26 protein-coding genes are annotated in these 20,601 nt (G+C 58.3%); 21 read left to right on the plus strand and 5 right to left on the minus strand.

Going from position 1 to position 20,601, the window contains the following annotated elements:
• The first annotated feature begins 21 nt into the window (after nucleotides 1-21).
• The 9 genes from VR71_RS14360 (at nucleotide 22) to VR71_RS14395 (ending at nucleotide 4,657) form a co-directional block, all read left to right on the plus strand.
• Nucleotides 22-477 carry a DUF411 domain-containing protein gene (locus VR71_RS14360; RefSeq protein ID WP_009820203.1) on the plus strand — a complete coding sequence of 152 codons (456 nt, stop codon included), beginning with the start codon at nucleotides 22-24 and terminating at the stop codon, nucleotides 475-477.
• Between the two features lie 66 nt (nucleotides 478-543).
• On the plus strand, nucleotides 544-678 hold the full coding sequence (locus VR71_RS25070; RefSeq protein ID WP_007121580.1) for a hypothetical protein: 135 nt from the start codon (nucleotides 544-546) through the stop codon (nucleotides 676-678).
• 149 nt (nucleotides 679-827) lie between these two features.
• Entirely contained in the window at nucleotides 828-1,253 is a 426-nt protein-coding gene (locus tag VR71_RS14365; RefSeq protein WP_045685118.1) for a c-type cytochrome, read from the plus strand.
• Nucleotides 1,250-1,846: a DsbE family thiol:disulfide interchange protein gene (locus tag VR71_RS14370; RefSeq protein WP_009820201.1), complete on the plus strand. Its 597-nt coding sequence runs from the start codon at nucleotides 1,250-1,252 to the stop codon at nucleotides 1,844-1,846. The genes VR71_RS14365 and VR71_RS14370 overlap by 4 nt, the downstream gene beginning before the upstream one ends.
• Nucleotides 1,843-2,355 (plus strand): TlpA disulfide reductase family protein, encoded by a 513-nt coding sequence (locus VR71_RS14375; RefSeq protein WP_037275463.1) that lies wholly within the window; start codon nucleotides 1,843-1,845, stop codon nucleotides 2,353-2,355. The genes VR71_RS14370 and VR71_RS14375 overlap by 4 nt, the downstream gene beginning before the upstream one ends.
• 82 nt (nucleotides 2,356-2,437) lie before the next feature.
• Nucleotides 2,438-2,728 (plus strand): hypothetical protein, encoded by a 291-nt coding sequence (locus VR71_RS14380; RefSeq protein ID WP_007121402.1) that lies wholly within the window; start codon nucleotides 2,438-2,440, stop codon nucleotides 2,726-2,728.
• A complete protein-coding gene (locus VR71_RS14385) occupies nucleotides 2,728-3,432 on the plus strand; it encodes an SCO family protein (protein WP_045685125.1) in 705 nt (234 codons plus the stop codon). Before VR71_RS14380 ends, VR71_RS14385 begins: the two co-directional genes overlap by 1 nt.
• Entirely contained in the window at nucleotides 3,429-3,920 is a 492-nt protein-coding gene (locus tag VR71_RS14390) for a hypothetical protein (RefSeq protein WP_007121400.1), read from the plus strand. The genes VR71_RS14385 and VR71_RS14390 overlap by 4 nt, the downstream gene beginning before the upstream one ends.
• Nucleotides 3,917-4,657: a cytochrome c biogenesis protein CcdA gene (locus VR71_RS14395; protein WP_040652296.1), complete on the plus strand. Its 741-nt coding sequence runs from the start codon at nucleotides 3,917-3,919 to the stop codon at nucleotides 4,655-4,657. Before VR71_RS14390 ends, VR71_RS14395 begins: the two co-directional genes overlap by 4 nt.
• Here VR71_RS14395 and VR71_RS14400 read toward each other — a convergent pair.
• From VR71_RS14400 to VR71_RS14420, 5 genes are all read right to left on the minus strand, one after another.
• Nucleotides 4,654-5,763 carry a permease gene (locus VR71_RS14400; RefSeq protein WP_007121398.1) on the minus strand — a complete coding sequence of 370 codons (1,110 nt, stop codon included), beginning with the start codon at nucleotides 5,761-5,763 and terminating at the stop codon, nucleotides 4,654-4,656. The genes VR71_RS14395 and VR71_RS14400 overlap by 4 nt on opposite strands.
• Before the next feature lie 87 nt (nucleotides 5,764-5,850).
• Nucleotides 5,851-6,615 carry a MauE/DoxX family redox-associated membrane protein gene (locus VR71_RS14405; protein ID WP_230797761.1) on the minus strand — a complete coding sequence of 255 codons (765 nt, stop codon included), beginning with the start codon at nucleotides 6,613-6,615 and terminating at the stop codon, nucleotides 5,851-5,853.
• 22 nt (nucleotides 6,616-6,637) lie between these two features.
• Nucleotides 6,638-7,507 carry a DUF305 domain-containing protein gene (locus VR71_RS14410; RefSeq protein WP_045685131.1) on the minus strand — a complete coding sequence of 290 codons (870 nt, stop codon included), beginning with the start codon at nucleotides 7,505-7,507 and terminating at the stop codon, nucleotides 6,638-6,640.
• Between the two features lie 107 nt (nucleotides 7,508-7,614).
• On the minus strand, nucleotides 7,615-8,034 hold the full coding sequence (gene cueR, locus VR71_RS14415; protein WP_037929540.1) for a Cu(I)-responsive transcriptional regulator: 420 nt from the start codon (nucleotides 8,032-8,034) through the stop codon (nucleotides 7,615-7,617).
• A 19-nt stretch (nucleotides 8,035-8,053) separates the two neighbouring features.
• Nucleotides 8,054-10,561: a heavy metal translocating P-type ATPase gene (locus VR71_RS14420; protein WP_045685139.1), complete on the minus strand. Its 2,508-nt coding sequence runs from the start codon at nucleotides 10,559-10,561 to the stop codon at nucleotides 8,054-8,056.
• Between the two features lie 138 nt (nucleotides 10,562-10,699).
• On the opposite strand from VR71_RS14420, the gene VR71_RS14425 reads away from it, so the two are divergent.
• The 12 genes from VR71_RS14425 to VR71_RS14480 all read left to right on the plus strand — a co-directional run bounded on the left by VR71_RS14425 (nucleotide 10,700) and on the right by VR71_RS14480 (nucleotide 20,539).
• Nucleotides 10,700-10,909 (plus strand): heavy-metal-associated domain-containing protein, encoded by a 210-nt coding sequence (locus VR71_RS14425; RefSeq protein WP_045685143.1) that lies wholly within the window; start codon nucleotides 10,700-10,702, stop codon nucleotides 10,907-10,909.
• Nucleotides 10,910-11,189: 280 nt separating this feature from the next.
• Nucleotides 11,190-11,504, plus strand: a complete 315-nt coding sequence (locus VR71_RS25075; protein WP_151976399.1) for a hypothetical protein — start codon at nucleotides 11,190-11,192, stop codon at nucleotides 11,502-11,504.
• A gap of 73 nt (nucleotides 11,505-11,577) precedes the next feature.
• Entirely contained in the window at nucleotides 11,578-11,799 is a 222-nt protein-coding gene (locus VR71_RS14435) for a hypothetical protein (protein ID WP_226892491.1), read from the plus strand.
• A complete protein-coding gene (locus tag VR71_RS14440; protein ID WP_045685159.1) occupies nucleotides 11,799-13,262 on the plus strand; it encodes a TolC family protein in 1,464 nt (487 codons plus the stop codon). The genes VR71_RS14435 and VR71_RS14440 overlap by 1 nt, the downstream gene beginning before the upstream one ends.
• 11 nt (nucleotides 13,263-13,273) lie before the next feature.
• Nucleotides 13,274-14,632, plus strand: coding sequence for a copper oxidase (locus VR71_RS14445; protein ID WP_230797759.1), 1,359 nt, complete (start codon nucleotides 13,274-13,276; stop codon nucleotides 14,630-14,632).
• 46 nt (nucleotides 14,633-14,678) lie between these two features.
• A complete protein-coding gene (locus VR71_RS14450; protein ID WP_045685165.1) occupies nucleotides 14,679-15,395 on the plus strand; it encodes a copper-binding protein in 717 nt (238 codons plus the stop codon).
• A 107-nt stretch (nucleotides 15,396-15,502) separates the two neighbouring features.
• Nucleotides 15,503-16,036, plus strand: coding sequence for a plastocyanin/azurin family copper-binding protein (locus tag VR71_RS14455; protein ID WP_045685167.1), 534 nt, complete (start codon nucleotides 15,503-15,505; stop codon nucleotides 16,034-16,036).
• 8 nt (nucleotides 16,037-16,044) lie between these two features.
• Nucleotides 16,045-17,367, plus strand: coding sequence for a multicopper oxidase domain-containing protein (locus VR71_RS14460; RefSeq protein WP_045685170.1), 1,323 nt, complete (start codon nucleotides 16,045-16,047; stop codon nucleotides 17,365-17,367).
• 46 nt (nucleotides 17,368-17,413) lie between these two features.
• Entirely contained in the window at nucleotides 17,414-18,130 is a 717-nt protein-coding gene (locus VR71_RS14465; RefSeq protein WP_045685165.1) for a copper-binding protein, read from the plus strand.
• A 107-nt stretch (nucleotides 18,131-18,237) separates the two neighbouring features.
• The gene (locus VR71_RS14470; protein WP_045685167.1) at nucleotides 18,238-18,771 is read left to right on the plus strand and encodes a plastocyanin/azurin family copper-binding protein; all 534 of its coding nucleotides are present in this window, start codon (nucleotides 18,238-18,240) and stop codon (nucleotides 18,769-18,771) included.
• An 8-nt stretch (nucleotides 18,772-18,779) separates the two neighbouring features.
• Complete coding sequence (locus tag VR71_RS14475; protein WP_007120883.1) at nucleotides 18,780-20,084, plus strand: ABC transporter transmembrane domain-containing protein; 1,305 nt, start codon at nucleotides 18,780-18,782, stop codon at nucleotides 20,082-20,084.
• A 14-nt stretch (nucleotides 20,085-20,098) separates the two neighbouring features.
• Nucleotides 20,099-20,539: a cytochrome c gene (locus VR71_RS14480; protein ID WP_007120882.1), complete on the plus strand. Its 441-nt coding sequence runs from the start codon at nucleotides 20,099-20,101 to the stop codon at nucleotides 20,537-20,539.
• Nucleotides 20,540-20,601 lie beyond the last annotated feature (62 nt).

A 20,601-nucleotide genomic window follows, 5' to 3' on the forward strand; every position in this document is an offset into this window, starting at 1 on the left:
CACCACGAAAGGAAAGAACCGATGAAGAAACTAATTGGACTTGCCAGTCTTGGCACCGCAGGTGCTGCCGCTGTCCTTGCAATGAGCCTGAATGCCGCGCCTGCAGCAGCGCAAGAGGCCACGCTCTACAAGAACCCGCAATGCGGATGCTGCGAGAGCTATGCGGACTACCTGCGCGAGAATGGCTTCACGGTCGAGGTAAAGCCGACCCATGATCTGGCTCAGATCAGCCGTGATGCAGGTATCCCGGACGATTTCCAGGGCTGCCATACGACCTTTCTGGGTGACTACGTCGTCAGCGGTCATGTGCCAATTGATGTCGTCAACAAGTTGCTTGATGAGCGCCCGGACATTGCCGGTCTGACACTTCCCGGCATGCCGTTGGGATCGCCGGGTATGGGGGGCGCGAAGCAGGAACCGTTCAAGATTTACACCGTCGAAGAAGGTGTGAACCCGACCGTCTATGCGGTCGAATGATTAATTGCGCGGACTGGTGCGATCCCGTGCCTGACCGGTTTCAAGGGAAAACAAAGGATGAAGTGCATGATGATGGATGGTGGAATGATGGGTGGCGGCATGATGATCGCGATGGGACTGGTTTGGTTACTCATCGTGGCGGTGCTGGTGCTCGCGGCAATCGCCTTGGTCAAATACATCCGCTCGGACAGCGGAAAATAGAAATGCGCCAAGATGCGGAATGAGGGCGACAGCAACGGCGACGGCCTGTTGTCGATGGGGATTGGTCTGGGGGCGTGCGTCCTGCTTGTCGTGGCATCGATAGTAGCACTCTCGTTGTATTTGGATAGCCAGAAGAAGGCACAAGCGACATGAAAAACACCATTAGGCTCGCCGCAGTCTTGCTCGCCACAACGGTCTCTCCCGTTTCGGCGGAGAGCGACTTGCGCATGGGCGAGCGTCTCTATCAGGAGAATTGTGCCAGTTGCCATGGCGCAAACCTGGAGGGGCAGCCTGATTGGCGCACCCGATTGCCGAACGGCAGATTGCCTGCCCCGCCGCATGATGCGTCGGGTCATACCTGGCATCATACGGACCGCGTATTGTTCGACATCGTGAAACGCGGACCGGCGGCGATTGTCGGGGCCGGTTATGAAAGCGACATGCCCGGATATGAGGGCGTACTGACAAATGACGAAATCACGTCGATCGTCGACTACATCAAGAGCACCTGGCCCGACAAAGAACGTGCCTTTCAGAGTGAGCGGACCCGCGAGGACCAGCAAGCAAAGCCATGACCAGCTATCGTGACAATATGACTGTTCCCACGCCCCGCCGGAGAAATCTCGGCTTTGTGCTGGTGCCCGTCGTGGCTTTGGCCCTTATGGTCCTGTTTGGCTGGGGGCTTTTCAGCGAGGGCGATGATCTGCCGTCCGCGCTTATCGACAAGCCCGTACCGGAGTTTGCACTCGCTCCGGTGCTCGGCCGCGAGGAAGGTCTTTCGACGCAGGACCTGATCGGCCATGTTTCGCTGGTGAACGTCTTCGCCTCGTGGTGCGTGCCCTGCCGCGCCGAACATCCGCTATTCATGGAATTGAGCGCCACGGGCGAAGTGCCGCTCTACGGGATCAACTACAAGGATCCGCCCGAACAGGCGCGCGCCTGGCTAGACGAACTGGGTGATCCCTACACCCGCATCGGGGCCGACATAAACGGACGTGCGGGCATCGAGTGGGGTGTTTACGGCGTGCCTGAAACCTATGTCATCACGTCCGACGGCACCATTGCCTACCGCCATGTCGGCCCCATCACGCGAGCGATTCTGGAGGAAACCCTTTTGCCGATCGTCCGTGATCTGAAAACCCAAGCCGGCAAGGAGCCAACGCCATGAAATATCTAAAAACGGCGCTGCTCGTCTGGGCATTGTCCGTCGGCGCTGCGTTTGCCGGGCCGCAAGGCTTCGCACTGCACGACACGCCGCAGCCGGTGATCAATGTGCGCTACGAGACCGAGGACGGCAGCCGTGGGGACATGGAGGATTTTCGCGGCAAGGTGATCCTCGTGAATGTTTGGGCAACCTGGTGCGTGCCATGCCGGGAAGAGATGCCGACGCTGGATGCGCTTCAGGCGGAACTTGGCGGCGACCGGTTCGAAGTGGTCGCCCTGTCCATCGACCGGGCCGGATCGCCCGTCGTGCGGCGTTTCTACGACGAGATCGGTGTCACCAATCTCAAGATATATGTCGACAAGACCATGCTGTCGATGACCGCGCTGCGCACCGTCGGTCTGCCGACAACGATCCTGATCGACGCGCAGGGGCGGGAGCTTGGGAGACTGGTCGGCCCGGCCGAATGGGATGATCCCGAGATGGTCTCCTTCTTGCGAGGCTTTATCGAATAAGCGCCCCTGAAAGAGCGCCGCCCGCCCTTGACCGCCCAGTTATCAGAATGACCAGTACTCAAACTTCAGAAGGATTTTCCGGATGACCGACATATCATCTTCCAACGATGCGGGTGCCGCCGACATCGAAAGCGCAGGCAACTGGCCCCGGTGGTTGACGCGCAGACGACTGCTGTTCGTCGGTGCGGCAACCGTTATGGGCGGCGGCATGGCGCTGAACTGGGGATGGCTCACCGCGATCGGTCTCGCGCCTGTCTTGGTTTCGCTGGCACCCTGTGCCGCGATGTGCGGGCTTGGTCTGTGCATGAAGGGCGGGTCCGGCGGGAAATGCGACGATGCGGGTGGTGGCAAGCCCGATCAATCCGAAAGGTGATGCAGTTGATTGTCTATCTGACCCGGCGCGCCGCCTTGGCGACATTTGCGGCCACGATCGCCTTTCCGGCCTCCGCCGATCATCCGGGTGAAAATCTGGATGCCCGGATGTTCGAGATGGAGCCATACTTCCAGGCCATCGACGCGGCACAGGCCCCGGATTTCGAGTTGCAGAATGCGGAGGGCAATCCTGTGCGCTTGGCGGATTTCAGCGAAAGGGTCGTCATCCTGCATTTCATCTACGCCAACTGCCCGGATATCTGCCCGCTCCATGCGGAAAAGATCGCGGCGGTCCAGGCTTCGATCAACGACGGGCCGATGAGGGATCTGGTGCAATTCATCTCGATCACAACCGATCCCGTGAATGACACGCCGGACGTTCTGCGCGACTACGCGGACCGGCATGGGCTCGATCCGAGCAACTGGGTCATTCTGACCAAACGGCCCGATCAGAGCGACGACGCGACGCGCCTTGTGGCGCGGGACTATGGGCTCGAGTTCACCACGACCGCCGACAGCGACATGATGATGCACGGTGCGGTCACCCATGTCGTGGATATCGGCGGGCGGTTCGCCGCAAAGTTCCATGGCATGGATTTCAAGAATGTGAACCTGATCCTCTATGTCAGCGAGTTGATCAACAATGCCCAGCATCGACGCCGGGAACGCAGTTGGTGGGACCGGGTGACAGGGGTGTTTCAATGAGTGTCACCGCGACTGGCGTCATGCCATCTTCGGCGGATGGAATATCCCTGACAGCGCTACGTCGGTATTTTTCGGTAATCATCCCGGCCAATCTGATCTGGGAGTTCGCCCATATGCCGCTCTACACGATCTGGAACGAGGGCACCTGGGGTGAGATCGTCTTCGCCGCGGTTCATTGCACGGGTGGCGACATCCTGATTGCCATGAGCGCGCTGGTGCTTGCCTTGATGCTGACCGGCCGTGGCTGGCCCTTCGTGGCTCCGACGCGACGCTCGGTAACCGTCCTGACGGTGGTGTTCGGGTTGGGATATACGCTGTTCAGCGAATGGCTCAACATCGTGATCCGCGCGGCTTGGGCCTATTCGGACCTGATGCCGATCATTCCGGTCCTCGATGCAGGGCTGTCGCCCGTGCTGCAATGGATCGTAATCCCGCTGATTGCCTTCTGGTGGGCGGCGCGACCCTTCAGCGCCGAGCATAAAGCATGATGGATATTTCCGGCATCGGCATCTTCGCGGCCTTTCTGGCGGGGGCCATTTCCTTCCTGTCACCCTGCGTCCTGCCACTGGTTCCGGGCTATGTTTCCTACATCGCAGGCCAGCCGGATTTGCGCACGACGCGATCGGTCGGCCTGCGGGCACGCGCCGGGGCACTTGGCCTAAGCACCTGCTTCGTTCTGGGGTTCTCCACGGTCTTTGTCGCGTTGGGGGCCGGGGCCAGCGCGCTCGGGTCGTTGCTGCTGACTTGGCGCACTGAGCTCAACTATCTGGGCGGGGCGATCATCATCCTGTTCGGACTGGTCATGCTGGGTGCCTTCCGTCTGGAAGCGTTCTCGCGTGACACCCGCTTCACACTCGACATTCCGGGGGGTCGCCCGCTTGGAGCCTACGTCCTGGGCTTGGCCTTCGCCTTTGGATGGACGCCCTGCATCGGGCCGATCCTCGGCGCAATCCTGACGCTCAGTTCGACATCCGGCGGTATGTCGGACGGCATCTGGCTGTTGTCGATCTATTCCGCAGGGCTGGGCGTGCCGTTCCTGCTGGCCGCGCTGTTCACCGACGCCATCGCCGCACGGGTCAGACAGATCGGCAAAGCCGGTCGCTGGCTCTACAAGGGCGCGGGCGTCGCCATGATCATCATGGGCGTTGCCATCATGACCGGCCAATTGTCCCGGTTTGCCTACTGGCTTCTGGGAACCTTCCCATTCTTGGCCTCAATCGGTTAGTCTTCCTCGGCATTCCTGATGTGAAGCCAGATCAGTGCTGACCCGATGACAAGAAAGATCAGGTTGAGGAAGAACGTGTAATCGATGCTGAACCGGACCATTTCCTGAAGCGAAGGCCGCTCGGTCGGGATCATCCCTACGAGAGCGAACAGGTAATGCACCGTAATGCCCGCAGCGACCATGCACAGGTACAGCAAGCCTGAAAGATAGAGCGCATACTGCCAGCCGTAATATTTTGCGTGCACCCATATCACCGTGGCAGCAACAAGATCGGCTCCGAGAAAGGCGATCACGCCTCCGAACGACGCATCACGCGACCAGAGCATCGCAGCCAGGGGGACATTGCCCATCGACCCGATGAAGGTGAAGAAGGCCACGACCGGTGCCACCAGCGCGTTTTCAAGAACGATCAGGAAGCCCGGCGCGTCCTGCGCACCGCCATCTCCGACCAGAAAGATCGCGTTCCAGAAGCTCTGCGGCACAAAGACGGAAATGAAACCCGCGACCGTGAAGCCGAAGAGGATCTCCTTCCAGACCATCTTCCATTCCATGAAGAAAGCGCGGGCGATCCGGTCCCATCCTTCGCGGGACAGCAGTTTGTCGCGGAACGAACCCTTCATGGTCTGGTCCCTGTCCATACCTTCGTCGGACTGGGCCTTCTCCGCATGCTCTTTTGCGCTTTCGACAAACGACCTTGGAAGCCATATCAGGGTGAGGGCATAGGCGTAGATCGTCATCAGGATGCCAAGCATGAAATTTGCCACCATGAATTTCCAGCCCAGCAGGACCAGAAGGACGATTCCAAGCTCGATCACCAGATTTGTCGATGAAATCAGGAAGGCGATCGAATTGACCGGATGCGCACCCTTCACGAGGATCGAACGCGACGCGGCAAGAGCCGCGAAGGAACAGGACGATGACACAAACCCAAAGAAGCCGGCAATGCCTGCCTTCCTGGCACCACGGTCGCCAAGAACACGCGCCATCTGATCCCGTGTCACGAAAATCTGGATGCCTGCGGAGATGATATACCCGAAGATGAGCGCCCAGAGCGCCTTCCAGAGCATGCCCGCCCCGGTCGTGAATGCTTCGATTATCTGGTCCATTCAGCTTGACCCTTTTTCGCAGTGCTGTCCGACTTGCGCATCTATCGGGAGAACGAGTCCGAGGGATATGAAAACGGCACCCGCCTTTCAGCCGATCAGATAGACCCTGATCGGCATCCAGATCCCCATGACCATCATCATCAGGTTCTCTGTGAGCGAGACAAAGCCGAGCGGTACGTTGCTGTCGCCGCCGACGCAGGCGCACTTCAATTCACGCTTGTCGATATAGACCGCCTTGAAAACCGATACTGCGCCAACAGTGCCGATGAACAAGGCCACCGGTGCCGAAAGCCAGGTCAGCGCCCCGGCGACCATGAGGATACCTGCGAAAGCCTCTCCAAACGGATAGATATTGCCATAACGCACCCACCGACGCGCCAGCAGGTCGTAGTTCAGGAACATGGTCGAGAAGCTCTCGACATCCTGAAGTTTTTGTACCGCCAGAAAGCACATCGAGATCGAAATGAACCATTCCAGCCCGCGCAGGGTGAAAATGTTCTCGAAGCTGTACCACGACAAACCGAGCGCCATCAGGAACGCGACGGCAAAGATCGTGATCACCGGCTGGTAGGACGTGTCCGAGCGTTCGTCTTCCGGCGCATCGATGCCGAAATGGACCCGAAGGTCGTCATATCCGCCGATCCGCTCGTCCCCGATCCAGGTTTGCGGGGTGGTTTCGACGCCGTGCTCTTCCATGAACGCGTCGGTTTCCTCACGCGTGGTCAAAGGGTGATCCTCGACTTCGAAACCCTTGCGCTCCAGCAGGTCCTTGGATTTGAGCCCATAGGGACAGAGGTGGTCGGGCATCACCATCCGGTAAAGCTTGGCTGTCTGGGTTGTGTCTCTTGGCATGTCATATCCTCCGTTTCAGGGTTCAGGCGTCGCAGCCATAATAGCCGCGATAGCCTGCCCGCAGGCCGGCATCGAGTTCGAGCACGAGGTTGGCGTCCTGCACTTCACCACTGTTTTCCAGCGCCGCAGCCCCGTCCGGCGCACTGAGGCTTACGGACATTCCTTCGGTGCTCAGGGTGCCGGTTGCGTCGGTTGAACCAAGACGCACCAGGTCGCCGCTGATCTTTGCCAGCGCCGCCGGGGCACCGTCGATCTGTCCTGTGGCAAGCACAGGTTTGCTGGTCGTCGTATACTTGAAGGTGCAGATGGCCCCATCCGGGAAAAGCTGCGCGATCTCATCGCCAGTCAGGAATTCCAGATCAAGGATGGCGATTTCGGCGGATGAGAGTGCCTCGTTCAGATCGACGATGCGGGCTGAACCATCCAGACCCTCATCAGCCGCGTCACCATTCGTGTCGATGTCATTCACCAGATACCGCATTTCGGCGATTTCTTTGTCTTGGGCAAAGATGATCTCGTCAGCCAGTTTGCGCACCCGAGGGTCAGAAATGTTGGCGCGGCTCGATGTCATGATCGCGATCGAATGGTGCGGGATCATTGCCTTCATGTAGCTGGTATCGCCCACGGTCACCTGGCTCCGGACCAGCCAGAGGGATCCGGCAAACACCACGGCGCCGCCAATAAAGATGGCAGCGTTGATCGCCTTGCTGGAGTACATCGACAGCATGAAGCCCAGCATGATGATCGCCATTATGGCCCCCATCAGCACGGCCATATAGGCGCGTGTTTCGGACCAGAAGATATGGCTCAGCAGATAGGTGTTGAGATACATCAGGATGAACATCACCACCGTGGATGTGGCGATCATCGCGAAAAAGCGTATGTATGTCATTGGAAACCTCCAGTCTCGAAAAATTGATGTCCTATAGAAGGAACAACATTGCTGCGCTGGAATGTTCCGTAGTTTTCGGGAAAGTTCGGCTTTTGCAGACGTCAGAGCTATCCGGACGCCTTGCTGATACTGCCCGCCTTTTGTTCCATCGCCAGATCGGCCAAGATGGGGCAATCGGGGCGGTGATCACCCGCGCATGCATCCACAAGATGCGACAGCGTCGCGCGCATTTCGGTTAGTTCAGCGATCTTGCTGTCAATCCGATCAAGATGCTCTTCGGCAATCTGCTTCACCTCGGCACTGGCGCGGTCAGTATCGGCATAAAGCTTCAGCAGGCTCCGGCAATCCTCGATGGTGAATCCAAGGGCCCGTGCCCGGGCGAGAAAGGCCAGCTTGTGCACGTCGCTTTGCCGAAAGCTGCGATAGCCATTTGAACTGCGCAGCGGTTCGACAAGACCGATGTCTTCGTAGTAGCGGATCGTTTTGGCGGGAAGGCCGGAAAGGTCGGCCACATCTCCGATGTTCATAATCGTTTCCTCCTTGAGTTCATTCAGCTGGAATCGGGGATGCCGAGGCTTCGGAGACGGGGCGCGCCGTTTCGTCCATCGCCGGGCGCACGCGGCGCAGCCGCAGCGCATTCGTCAGCACGAAGACAGAGCTGAGCGCCATCGCACCGGCAGCCAGAACCGGTGAAAGCAAAAGCCCCGACACCGGATAAAGCACGCCCGCCGCCACCGGGATCAGGGCGACGTTATATCCGAAAGCCCAGAACAGGTTCTGGCGGATGTTGCGCATGGTGCTTCGCGACACTTCGAGGGCGTTCACGACGCCACGCAGATCGCCGGACATCAGCACCACGTCGGCGGATTCGATGGCCACGTCGGTGCCGGTGCCGATGGCGATCCCAACGTCCGAATGGGCAAGCGCGGGTGCGTCGTTGATCCCGTCGCCAACGAACGCGATGCGTTGGCCCGCGCCGCGCAGATCGTCCAGCGCGGCCACCTTGCCGTCGGGCAGAACGCCGGCGATCACATGGTCGATGCCGATTTCGCGGGCGATAGCCTCTGCCGTTTCGCGCTTGTCACCGGTGATCATGGCAACCTTCAGTCCCTGTGCGTGCAAGGCGCGGATTGCAGCGGCGCTGGACGGCTTCACGGGATCGGCTACTGCAATGACGGCGGCGACACGACCGTCAATTGCAGCGAAAAGTGCGGTGCGGCCCTGTTCGGCCAGACGGCGCTCCTCATCGGCCAGATCGCCAATCTCCAGCCCCTCGCGGGTCATCAGGCGGTCGGCCCCGACAAGCACCTCGCGGCCCGCCACTTTTGCCCGCACGCCGTGGCCGGTGATGGATTCAAAATCCTTGGCGTCATGCCGCGCGACGCCCTCGACCTTTGCCGCGCGCACGATTGCCTCGGCGATCGGGTGTTCCGATTGCGCCTCGACAGCGGCGACAAGCGCCAGCACCTCGGTGCGGTCAAAGCTGTCCGCAAGCACGAGATCGGTCAGTTCCGGGCGGCCCTGGGTAACCGTTCCGGTCTTGTCCAGCGCCACCACATCCACGCTGGATAGCTGTTGCAACGCGTCGCCCTTGCGGAAGAGCACGCCCATCTCGGCGGCACGTCCCGTGCCGACCATGATCGACGTCGGCGTGGCGAGCCCCATCGCGCAGGGGCAGGCGATGATCAGCACAGATACACCGGCCACCAAAGCAAAGGACAGCGCGGGCGAAGGACCGACCAACAGCCAGACAATCACCGTCAAAAGCGCCAATGCCATGACAGCGGGCACGAACCAGAGCGTGATCCGGTCCACCAGCCCTTGAATCGGTAGCTTGGCGCCCTGCGCCTCTTCGACCATCCGGATGATCTGGGCCAGCGTCGTGTCGGCGCCCACACGCGTCGCGCGGAAGTGGAAGGCACCGCTGCCGTTGACGGTGCCGCCTGTGACGGGATCGCCCACGGATTTGGCGACCGGCACCGGTTCGCCGGTGATCATACTCTCATCCACACGGGCACTGCCTTCGGTCAGTTCACCATCCACTGCGATCCGCTCGCCAGGGCGCACGATCAGAATGTCGCCAGCGACGATTCGGTCGATGGCCACATCCTGCGGCTCCCCGTCAACCAGCACACGGGCCGTCTTTGCCTGAAGGCCCATCAGCTTCTGGATCGCAGCCCCGGTCCGGCCCTTGGCGCGGGCCTCCAGCCAGCGGCCCAGAAGGATCAACACCACGATGACCGCCGCCGCCTCGAAATAGACCGCGCGCGATCCCGCGGGCAGCAGCGTCGGTGCGAAAAGCGCCACAAGTGAATAGATGTAGGCCGCCGATGTGCCAACCGCGACAAGGCTGTTCATGTCCGGCGCGCCTTTCAACAGTGCCGGGAAACCGCGTGTGTAAAAAGTACGTCCTGGCCAGAGCAGGACTGCCGTGGTCAACACGAACTGGATCGTCCAGCTGGTCCAGTGGCCGATGGTGTTACCGATCAGACCGTGCATGCCGGGGATCAGATGTGCGCCCATCTCAAGTAGAAACACCGGCAGGGCGAGGGTCGCTGCCACGACAGTCCGTCGTGCCAGAACCCGCGCCTCTTCGTTCCTACGGGCTCCTGCGTCTTCCGATGAACTATCTTCGGCCTGAGTGGCGGGGTAACCTGCGTCGCTGGCCGCCCTGATGAGGTCGACAACCGCGACCGCGCCCTCCAGATAGGTGACCGTAGCGGTTTCCGAGGCCAGGTTGACGTTCACGTCCAGCACGCCCGGCAGCACTGCCAGTGCCTTGTCCACCCGACCGACGCACGAGGCACAGGACATGGATGAAATGTTCAGACGTACGCTCCCGGTACGGGCCGGATAGCCGATCTCCTGAAGGGTCGTGGCGATTTCGGCGATGCGCTCCGGTGCGTCGATCTGCGCCTGGGCGGTCTCGTTGGCGAGATTGACACGGATATCGCTGACCCCCGGCAGACGCGTGAGGCCACGTTCCACGCGGCCGACGCAGGAAGCGCAGGACATGTTTTGCAGGGAAAGCCGAAGGGTGCGCGGATCCGACATGAGAATCTCCTTGTTCTGATACTCCTGCAGATAGGGCCTCCAGTTACTGGAAGGTCAACAGGCATGTAGAATAAAATTCTGGCCATTGACCTTCCCGCGCCGGAACGCCTTACATGCATGTCGTCAAAGGAGATTGCGATGTTCAGATTCAGCGTACCGAACATGAGTTGCGGCCATTGTACCGCTTCCATCCAAAGGGCCATTATGGCGGCCGACCCAGATGCAACGGTTTCGTGCGATCTGACTGCACGTATCGTCGACGTCGACAGCACTCTGGATGAAACTGCATTGGCCGCAGCGATCAGCGATGCGGGCTACAGGTCTGAGAAGCTGGCAGAGGTTCAGTAGCCAAGATGCGTCAGCAACGCTCCGCTGGACGGAGATAGTGGCTCTCTCTATGTCGCTGATATGCAACACTCTCTGACAGCAGCGGCCAAAACTCGCCTGTTTCAAAAAAAGCGACAAACCTTCCTGCGCAGGACGGATTGACTGTACTGCATCGCTCTCCGATATTCGCGGCATGAGCTTTCGAGTTTTCATATCAAGCTGGTCAAGGGCGTTTACGTGCATTGCGTTTGCACTGGCATTGGTGTTTTCACCACCTTCTGCCGCTCACGCTGCGTCCGGCATGCATGACGGACATCAAGCCAAGTCTGTTGGTGTCGTTGGTGCTGCCATGACTCATGACACCGGAAGCGATGCGCATCACGCGCATGAGAAGCTTGGGGTCGCAAGCGACATCGACATCGCAGCGTCCGACAAGGATGGCAAAGAGCAACAATCCCAAGAGTGTTGCAACGGCATCTGTATTTCTGTCGTCTTCATCGAAGACACCAGGATCAGAGCAGAGCCGGTTGGTACAAGTGAATATGTCATTCTGGACGGTCGAACGTATTCGGTAGAAACAGCAGGGTTTCTTCGGCCCCCTCGATTCCTGATCTGAACCGGCGCCCAAATCGGGTGTGAGCCTTGCGCAGAGTCTGCGTGAGACAACGTTCACCAATCAGGTTACTTTCATGAAAATTCATCTACTTATGGGGGCTTCGGCCCTCGGGCTTGGCGCATGCGCCTATGAGCCCACCCCGTTGCCGTCCGTCGCGACCCAACAGGCCGTCGTCAACACGGCAGTTTCATCGCCGATCAGCTATCAGGACCCCTTGGCGGGCTACACCTATCGCGGCCCTACAGGTCCCCGCGACTGGCGTTCCGTCAATCAAGAACAGACGGAGGGCAACTGATGCGGGTATCGAAGTTTCCGCTGGTTTTCGGCTTTCCGCTAATCTTGGGTGCCTGTGCTGCAGCTGTACCGGGCATCTACACGGAACCAAAAGCTGGCTTCGCCAACATTTCCAGCCAGGTCACACCAGCCATCGGCAAACGGACAGCCTTCGCCGAAACCCAGGCCGAAAACGAGGCCTTGAAGAAGCAGGTGCACGCAATGGTGCACCGCAAGACCATTTCGGCGGACACCGCCGTTCAGGTCGCGCTTCTGAACAACAAAGGGTTGCAGGCGTCCTATGCGAACGTTGGCCTATCGGCCGCAGAGGCCTGGCAGCAATCGACGCCGGAAAACCCGATCGTGTCGATTGGTATACTGGGCATCGGTGCGCCCGAACTGGGTGCCTACAGGGCGATCGAGGGACTGATCCGGTCGAACGTGCTCGATGCCACCACTCGCAAGCAGCGTACGGCCATTGCAGACGCAAACTTCCGGCAGGCTCAACTGAGCGCCGTGAACGACACACTCGCACTGGCCAATCAGACGCGGAAGGCATGGGTCGATGCCGTAGCCGCCTTCGAGGCTGTGAGTTATCTCCGCCGTGCGAAGGCGACGTCTGACGCCGGATCGGAATTGGCTATGAGGCTGGGTGAGACCGGCGCACTCAACAAAGCTGGACAGGCCCGCGAGCAGGCATTCAATGCCGAACTCGCTGGACAACTTGCCCAGGCACGATTGAGTGCTACCCGGTCCAAGGAGGCTTTGACCAGGCTCATGGGGCTGTGGGGCACCGAAGTCGACTATTATGTGCCCGATGCCCTTCCTGCGCTGCCGCGTTCCGTCGGCCGTGTGACTGACATCGAAGCGAAAGCATTGCGAAATCGGGTTGATCTGCGCGTTGCCAAACTTGGCCTGGAAGCACAGGCCAAGGCGTTTGGTCTGACTGATCAGACTCGCATTATCAGCGATCTCGAATTCATTGCCGGGTTCGAAGCGGAGCGGGAAATTGAGGACGGAGAAACGGAGACCGTGACCACCCCTCAGGTGGAGGTGGAGTTCGCAATCCCTATCTACGACACCGGGAAGGCACGGATGCGCAAGGCGGAATTGTCGTACCTGCAAGCAGCCAACGTGCTGGCAGAAAGAGCCGTCAACGTCCGGTCCGAAGCGCGTGGTGCTGAAGCCTCCTATCACGCCGCGTATAAGATCGCCCGCCACTATCGCGACGTTCTGGTGCCGCTACGCACGACCGTCGAAGAAGAGGGTCTGCTGTCCTATAACGGCATGATCACCAACACATTCGAACTGCTGACAGATGTGCGCGAAAAACTTGGCGCATCACTGGAAGCGGCAAACGCAAAACGCGAATTCTACATGGCACAGGCTGATCTGACCGCTGCGATCTATGGCGGCGGCGAAGGCGGTGGCGGTGCTGGTGGAGAAGGCGCGACACTTGCCGCCGGTGGCGGCGCAGGACACTGAAAGGAACTGACATGCTAAATAGACGTCAATTACTCGGAGCCGGCGCGGCAGGTGCAACGCTGGTATCTTCGAAAGCCTGGGGTCAAACCCTGAACATGGGCCTGCCCGAAGCTGCCCAAATGGATAGCGCAGCAACGGCGATCACGGCGCGTCCCAATTCCGGACCGGACTACAATCCGGTTGTGACACTGAACGGCTGGACATTGCCACACCGAATGAACAACGGGGTGAAAGAGTTCCACCTCGTTGCCGAACCGGTCGAGCGCGAGCTCGCCGATGGCATGATCGCGCATCTGTGGGGCTACAATGGTCAATCCACCGGGCCGACGATCGAAGCAGTCGAAGGCGACCGGGTGCGCATCTACGTCACCAATAAGCTGCCGGAAGGCACAACGGTGCACTGGCACGGGCTCATTCTTCCTTCAGGCATGGATGGGGTCTCCGGATTGAGCCATCCAAGCATCCCGCCGGGCAAAACCTTCGTCTACGAATTCGACTTGGTGAAGTCCGGAACGTTCATGTACCACCCCCACGGCGATGAAATGGCGCAGATGGCGATGGGGATGATGGGCATGTTCGTGGTTCATCCCAAGGATCCAACATTCATGCCGGTGGATCGCGATTTCCTGATCATGCTGAATGCTTTCGACATCGATCCGGGGACCTATGTGCCCCGCATCATGACGATGACGGATTTCAACCTTTGGACCTGGAACAGCCGGATCTTCCCCGACATCGATCCGCTGGTCGTGAACAAGGGCGACCGGGTGCGAGTACGGGTTGGGAACCTTACGATGACGAACCACCCGATCCATATGCACGGCTATGACTTCAAGGTCACCTGCACGGATGGCGGCTGGGTGCCGCCTGAAGCACAGTGGCCGGAGGTCAGCATCGACATTCCCGTAGGTGCGATGCGGGCCTACGAATTCGTCGCCGATCATCTGGGAGATTGGGCGATCCATTGCCACAAATCGCACCATACGATGAACGCCATGGGCCATGACGTGCCGACGTTCATCGGGGTGAACAAGAAGCCGCTGACCCAGAAGATCCGTCAATTCCAGCCGGAATACATGCCGATGGGCATGTCCGGCATGGGGGACATGGCAAAAATGGAAATGCCGCTACCCGACAATACCATCCCGATGATGACGGGTTGGGGCCCGTATGGACCCATCGAGATGGGCGGCATGTTTTCGGTCGTGAAGGTGCGGGACGGCATCGACGCGGACGATTACTCCGATCCCGGCTGGTACGAGAACCCTCCGGGCGAGATGGCCTACGAATGGACCGGCGAATTACCCGAATTTGCCTCCAACAACAGCCCCAAGACCATTCTCACACCGAAACCAACCTCGAAGGGCTGAGCGGCCCTTCGTCATCTCCAACCGAACCAACCTACAGGACAATAAAATGAGAAATCTTCTTTTGACGACAAGCTTCGCGATCGCGCTATCAGCACCGGCCTTTGCTGCAGGTACACACGACGGCGGACATGGGGAGACCAAGCCAGCCGCAATGATGGTCGGCATGCCGGGTGACGCCGCCAAGGTTGACCGCACAATCGACGTCACTTTGCTCGAAAACGATGAGGGCCAGATGCTGATCGAGAGTGAGCCGATGGATATCAAAGAGGGCGAAACCATCCGCTTCAACATCACCAACAAGGGCGAGCTGGAGCATGAATTCGTCCTCGACACGGTAGAGCGGAATGCCGAGCACAAGATCGAAATGGCCAAGATGGACATGGAACATGACGATCCGAACCGTATCCGTCTCGATGCGGGCGCTTCGGGCGAGGTTGTCTGGACTTTCGCAAATTCTGGCACATTCGAAGCGGCATGCTTGATCGCCGGCCACTACGAATCCGGCATGCACCGTGAGGTCGCAGTAGGTGACCAGATGGCTCAGGCTGACGTGGAATACACGAGCGGCACCATCAAGAAAATCGACGCCAAGGCCGGCAAGGTTACAATCATCCACGGGCCGTTGGTCACGCTCGACATGCCCGCCATGACCATGGTGTTTCGCGCGGACGAGACGATGATCGCGAACATGTCGGAAGGTCAGGACATCGAATTCGTCGCTGACCGGGTCAAGGGCAAACTCACTGTCACACAGATCAAGTGATGAAAATCCATGGGGCCAGGGCAAACGCCTTGGCCCCATCGCTTTGAGGCTTGGCCCGAGCAAGCAAGAAGATCCCAAAAAATCAAGCGCTACGGAGGTAGCCGAGCATGACGAATTTCCTGAGAACCTGCACCATCGCCCTTGCGCTCGTCCTTCCGGCTTTTTCAGTGGGCGCTTCCAGTGGCAAGGGCCAGCAGCCTCACGCGCGTGCATTCGAAGTGCCTGGCCATGATCCGATCGGGAAACCCGGTGATGGCTCCTCAATCGACACGACGATTGAATTGTCCATCAGGGAGACAGAAAGCGGCTACATGCTTTTCGAGCCGGACGCACTCCACATCGAGAGCGGTTCAGTTATCCGCTTTTTGATCAGCAATCTGGGCGGACTGGATCACGAGTTTTTTCTCGGCTCCTTTAACGAGGTTGCAGAACACCAGCAGTGGATGCGCGAACATCCCGATATGCAACATGACAACGCCAATTCAGTTTCGATCCCTAGTGGACAAAATGCCGAGTTGATCTGGGAGTTCTCCGATATGACCAACCTGGAGTTCGTATGCTTGATCCCCGGCCACTGGGAAGCGGGCATGTGGGGCGTCATCATCGTGCACGATCACCTTGCGCCGAAATCCAAGGGCTAGACTTTTCAATGTCACTCTTGGACAGGTATCACCTGCTTGTACACGACGTAGCTGCCGCCTTTGGGTACGACTACAACGATGCCACGCCAGACTGGGTGCATCCGTTCATTCATCTCATACTGGTCTTGGCCCCCGCGCTGCTGATCACCGTTGGCTCATATCTTGCTATTCGCGGCATTCTGAAGCTTTGGAAGTACCGCAGCACGCCGGCGTTACACACAGAGCCCATACGAGGGCTTGAAAAAAGTCTTTTCAAGACTGTCTTGCGCTACTCCAGAAGTCAGCAGGCATTGATGATATTGGTTAGCCTCATCGCAATGCCTATACTCTATCTGACTTTAGAACTGCCAAAACAGATCGTAAACAACGCTCTGGATTCAGGCCGTTTCCCGATTGCCATTTTGGGACAAGACCTCGATCAGGTCGTTTTCCTCATGCTGCTTTGCGGTCTTTACCTTCTGGCGATCATCCTGAACGGGCTAAACAAATATGGCCTTAATGTCTTCAAAGGGTATGTCGCTGAGCGTTTTCTGCGGCGCTTCCGCCTGCTGGTCTATCGGCACTGGCGCAGCGATCCAGACGCTCGAAACCAGAGCGAAATCATCCCTATTCTCGCACAGGAAGTTGAGCCCATAGGTGGCTTTGCTGCAGATGTCCTTGCGCTACCAATCCTGCAAGGCGGTACGCTTCTGACGATCCTGTCTTTCATGTTCGTTCAGGACCCTGTGGTGCGAGTACGGGTTGGGAACCTTACGATGACGAACCACCCGATCCATATGCACGGCTATGACTTCAAGGTCACCTGCACGGATGGCGGCTGGGTGCCGCCTGAAGCACAGTGGCCGGAGGTCAGCATCGACATTCCCGTAGGTGCGATGCGGGCCTACGAATTCGTCGCCGATCATCTGGGAGATTGGGCGATCCATTGCCACAAATCGCACCATACGATGAACGCCATGGGCCATGACGTGCCGACGTTCATCGGGGTGAACAAGAAGCCGCTGACCCAGAAGATCCGTCAATTCCAGCCGGAATACATGCCGATGGGCATGTCCGGCATGGGGGACATGGCAAAAATGGAAATGCCGCTACCCGACAATACCATCCCGATGATGACGGGTTGGGGCCCGTATGGACCCATCGAGATGGGCGGCATGTTTTCGGTCGTGAAGGTGCGGGACGGCATCGACGCGGACGATTACTCCGATCCCGGCTGGTACGAGAACCCTCCGGGCGAGATGGCCTACGAATGGACCGGCGAATTACCCGAATTTGCCTCCAACAACAGCCCCAAGACCATTCTCACACCGAAACCAACCTCGAAGGGCTGAGCGGCCCTTCGTCATCTCCAACCGAACCAACCTACAGGACAATAAAATGAGAAATCTTCTTTTGACGACAAGCTTCGCGATCGCGCTATCAGCACCGGCCTTTGCTGCAGGTACACACGACGGCGGACATGGGGAGACCAAGCCAGCCGCAATGATGGTCGGCATGCCGGGTGACGCCGCCAAGGTTGACCGCACAATCGACGTCACTTTGCTCGAAAACGATGAGGGCCAGATGCTGATCGAGAGTGAGCCGATGGATATCAAAGAGGGCGAAACCATCCGCTTCAACATCACCAACAAGGGCGAGCTGGAGCATGAATTCGTCCTCGACACGGTAGAGCGGAATGCCGAGCACAAGATCGAAATGGCCAAGATGGACATGGAACATGACGATCCGAACCGTATCCGTCTCGATGCGGGCGCTTCGGGCGAGGTTGTCTGGACTTTCGCAAATTCTGGCACATTCGAAGCGGCATGCTTGATCGCCGGCCACTACGAATCCGGCATGCACCGTGAGGTCGCAGTAGGTGACCAGATGGCTCAGGCTGACGTGGAATACACGAGCGGCACCATCAAGAAAATCGACGCCAAGGCCGGCAAGGTTACAATCATCCACGGGCCGTTGGTCACGCTCGACATGCCCGCCATGACCATGGTGTTTCGCGCGGACGAGACGATGATCGCGAACATGTCGGAAGGTCAGGACATCGAATTCGTCGCTGACCGGGTCAAGGGCAAACTCACTGTCACACAGATCAAGTGATGAAAATCCATGGGGCCAGGGCAAACGCCTTGGCCCCATCGCTTTGAGGCTTGGCCCGAGCAAGCAAGAAGATCCCAAAAAATCAAGCGCTACGGAGGTAGCCGAGCATGACGAATTTCCTGAGAACCTGCACCATCGCCCTTGCGCTCGTCCTTCCGGCTTTTTCAGTGGGCGCTTCCAGTGGCAAGGGCCAGCAGCCTCACGCGCGTGCATTCGAAGTGCCTGGCCATGATCCGATCGGGAAACCCGGTGATGGCTCCTCAATCGACACGACGATTGAATTGTCCATCAGGGAGACAGAAAGCGGCTACATGCTTTTCGAGCCGGACGCACTCCACATCGAGAGCGGTTCAGTTATCCGCTTTTTGATCAGCAATCTGGGCGGACTGGATCACGAGTTTTTTCTCGGCTCCTTTAACGAGGTTGCAGAACACCAGCAGTGGATGCGCGAACATCCCGATATGCAACATGACAACGCCAATTCAGTTTCGATCCCTAGTGGACAAAATGCCGAGTTGATCTGGGAGTTCTCCGATATGACCAACCTGGAGTTCGTATGCTTGATCCCCGGCCACTGGGAAGCGGGCATGTGGGGCGTCATCATCGTGCACGATCACCTTGCGCCGAAATCCAAGGGCTAGACTTTTCAATGTCACTCTTGGACAGGTATCACCTGCTTGTACACGACGTAGCTGCCGCCTTTGGGTACGACTACAACGATGCCACGCCAGACTGGGTGCATCCGTTCATTCATCTCATACTGGTCTTGGCCCCCGCGCTGCTGATCACCGTTGGCTCATATCTTGCTATTCGCGGCATTCTGAAGCTTTGGAAGTACCGCAGCACGCCGGCGTTACACACAGAGCCCATACGAGGGCTTGAAAAAAGTCTTTTCAAGACTGTCTTGCGCTACTCCAGAAGTCAGCAGGCATTGATGATATTGGTTAGCCTCATCGCAATGCCTATACTCTATCTGACTTTAGAACTGCCAAAACAGATCGTAAACAACGCTCTGGATTCAGGCCGTTTCCCGATTGCCATTTTGGGACAAGACCTCGATCAGGTCGTTTTCCTCATGCTGCTTTGCGGTCTTTACCTTCTGGCGATCATCCTGAACGGGCTAAACAAATATGGCCTTAATGTCTTCAAAGGGTATGTCGCTGAGCGTTTTCTGCGGCGCTTCCGCCTGCTGGTCTATCGGCACTGGCGCAGCGATCCAGACGCTCGAAACCAGAGCGAAATCATCCCTATTCTCGCACAGGAAGTTGAGCCCATAGGTGGCTTTGCTGCAGATGTCCTTGCGCTACCAATCCTGCAAGGCGGTACGCTTCTGACGATCCTGTCTTTCATGTTCGTTCAGGACCCTGTGTTGGGTGCCGCCGCACTGACGGTGCTGCCAATTCAACTCGTGCTGCTGCCCAAGCTACAACGCCGGGTCAACGCCCTTTCACGCACAAGGATCAGGGAAGTCCGACAACTTGGCAGGCAGCTCAGCGATCAGTTGCGCGAACGACAGGTCAATCCGGCCGGGCTGCTGCCAGTGAGTACAAGTTTTAGAGAGCTTGAGCGCGTGCGCAGGAAGATTTTCCGTCTGAAGTTCTTCATCAAGGCCCTCAACAATTTTCTGACCGCGCTGACGCCCTTCCTGTTCTACTCTTTGGGTGGATATTTTGTCATCGAAGGTCGCATTACACTCGGCGCGCTGGTGGCCGTCCTGGCAGCACACAAGGACTTCTCGGCACCGCTGAAAGAGCTCTTCAATTACTATCAGACGCTGGAAGACACGCGGATCCGGTATCAGGAAATCATGGCCTTTTTAAACAAATCGATTCAGCCATTGGGGCATGCTCAGCCAGACAACACTGCGCCACAAGAGGCTGGCCAATTCGAGCGATCCAAGCAGAGATACCCAGCTCTTTCTTTGGTAGGGCAGGGGGCCATAGCAACATCATGAAGGAGTTTGATGGGATGAAATGGGCAGCGATATTCTTTGCTTTGATCGCCGTTGCTTCAGCAGGCTGGTACATCATGCAGCCGGATTACTCTCAAACGGGTACGCAGACGGATGAGGGCGTCGCGCTTCCCGCAGGCGCGCTTGTAACTGTCACGCTACCAGCAAGTTTTACAGAGCAGGAGCAAATCGGCGCAGGCGCTTATGATGCGGTCTGTGCCGTGTGCCACGGCCTGAACGGGCAAGGCCGGGATGGCGTTGCTCCACCGCTTGTTCACAAGATTTACGAACCGAGCCATCACAGCGACATGGCGTTTGTCCTCGCGGCGCAAAATGGAGTGCGGGCGCATCATTGGAAATTTGGAAACATGCCAGCGGTTGAAGGCGTGACGCGATCAGAGATCCTTGCTATCGTGACGTATATTCGAGCATTGCAGCGTGCCAATGGGATCAATTAAGCCGTTTCGACAGATAAGAGGGTGGAGTTTGGTTCGCGGTCAACGACTACTAGGTTCGCCGC

Source organism: Roseovarius sp. BRH_c41 (assembly GCF_000961715.1).
Classification (GTDB): Bacteria; Pseudomonadota; Alphaproteobacteria; order Rhodobacterales; family Rhodobacteraceae; genus Roseovarius.